This is a genomic window from Geomonas sp. (assembly GCF_056994735.1).
This window is the reverse complement of record NZ_JBXKJL010000200.1, coordinates 1-1,839: the sequence shown is the minus strand read 5'-3', so window position 1 is coordinate 1,839 and position 1,839 is coordinate 1. Positions and strand designations below refer to the sequence as shown.

At 57.2% G+C, this 1,839-nt stretch carries 1 protein-coding gene; it reads right to left on the bottom strand.

Annotated features, from left to right (window positions below):
- Window positions 1-220: 220 nt before the first annotated feature.
- On the bottom strand, window positions 221-1,732 hold the full coding sequence (locus AC11W3_RS08885; protein WP_484092864.1) for an IS1380 family transposase: 1,512 nt from the start codon (window positions 1,730-1,732) through the stop codon (window positions 221-223).
- Between the last annotated feature and the right edge of the window lie 107 nt (window positions 1,733-1,839).

The window sequence follows — 1,839 nt, the reverse complement described above, 5'->3', positions numbered from 1 at the left end:
CCTAAATCCACCACCTAATTGTGCCATGGTGCCCCACGCACGCTCCAGGAGATCTTTTCGCTCAGAGTACGCACTTTTCGGGTATCAAAAAAGCTTCGTCACTTCCAAATCTCTCTGGAGACACGGTCGTAGCGTCTCCTGGGGCCTGTTTTTGGATGCACCGCCCCTTGAGGGGTGATTCTGTCGTGTAGCCGTTGTCTTGGGGCTCTCTTCCATAGCGTTATCCTGACGGCAGGGGAACGAGCTCCATGATCCGCTGCCGGGCGTCGAGCAGTATCTTCAGGGATGGATGGTCCTTGGCAAGCCGGATCACGAGTTCCCGCGCATGGCTCACGACCCTTCCCGGCAGGCCGATGAGGGAGAAACGGATTGCCTTCATTCTCTTTACAACCCACGATCCCCCCAGGGCCACCTGCTTCATTGCCGCGTTGAGGTTGAAGGCGAGGATCATGATCCCCCACCAGGCTGCATTTTCACCGAAGTCGGCAGAAGGAAGCTTCCCTCCGGTAAGATCTTCTTTCATGATGGCATGGGCCTCTTCGCTCTTGCCGCAGCGCTCGTGGAGCCAGGTGATGAGCTCATTGCCCTCGGTCTCCCTGTTGGTGACGATGCCGAAGATCTTGTAGCGCTTCGCCTTCATGGTCAGGGTCTGAAAGGGGAGTTCGACCTGCCCCTCCATCCCGGGAAGCTCAGGCTGGTGCATAAGCTCGCGGGTGGCAAGGTACCGATAGGTCGGATCTTGTTTGCTATGGCAGATCGCACTGGGGACAAAGCAGACCTCGGCCCATTCCGTGCCGGTCGTTACGTTCTGCCCGTCTATTCCTTTCATCACCGGCTTCCATGCCTCAACTTCGGCAACAGCCTTCTTGAACTCTTTCGTCACATCGCAGCCGATGGCGAACTCAATGCTGCCGAAGCGGCTATGGTCTGTCTTTTCACAGTACCTGAGGAGGTCGTGCTGGTAGCCTGCGGTATCGGAACGGAGGTAGACGTTCTTGACCCCTTCGGGGAGCATAGCGAGCGCCTCCTTGAGGAGGCGGAGCTGTTCGAAGCCTGCGGGCACGTTCCCGTCCCTGAACTCGGAGTGGAGCACGAGTTCCTGTTCCGCCCACCAGACATTGAACGGCTGATAGGCTTTGTAGCCCTTGTAGCTGAACAGGGCATCTTCTTTCTGTGTTGCGGTGAGGGTGGCGTCCATGTCGAGCGTGGCATCTGGGCACGGATGGCGCTTCTGGACGGACGCAACAAAGTCCCTGTTCACCCTCGCGAGCCCGGAAAGGTGCTCGTTCGGTTGAGGGATGAAGGCTTTGCCCTTCTCGCGTTTCTTCTCTTCGAGAGGATCGTGGAAGGCTGCAAGATACCGAAAGAGGGCGGAAGGGGAAGGAACGGAACGATGCTGTTCCTTTCTCCACCGTCGTTGTTGAGCTCTCCTCTCCCGACGGGTGAGTCCCTTCGTCTCCACCCGGTCGAGCACGTTACAGAAGCCCGCATCTCTTTCCAGTATCCTGAGGTCATCCACACAGTCTCCCCCGGCGAGGTTGAGAAGGATAAGCGAGAGGATCATCTGTTCATCCGTCCATCCCTGGGCCTTAACGTGCAGGTGGGCGCGGATATGATTTCCCAGGCCGAGGACAGAGGCGAGGTCAAGGTAGACGGGGAGGCCGGCGAGGGCCGTCATGCCGCTTGCCTGCTTCTCTTCTTCGTACTTGTAGGAAAGAACGCCCTGTGGCATACTGTTTTCACCTCGTTGGTGATGGAATTGGTTTGCGCACCTTATTCTATCATCCCTTGTCTCAAGGACCAACGGGGTTTTTATATTTTTTTGATGGTGGATCGAGG

What these genes read in the sequence shown, in the direction of transcription:
- AC11W3_RS08885 (WP_484092864.1), bottom strand. Translation starts at nt 1,732, where the DNA reads ATGCCACAGGGCGTTCTTTCCTACAAGTACGAAGAAGAGAAGCAGGCA.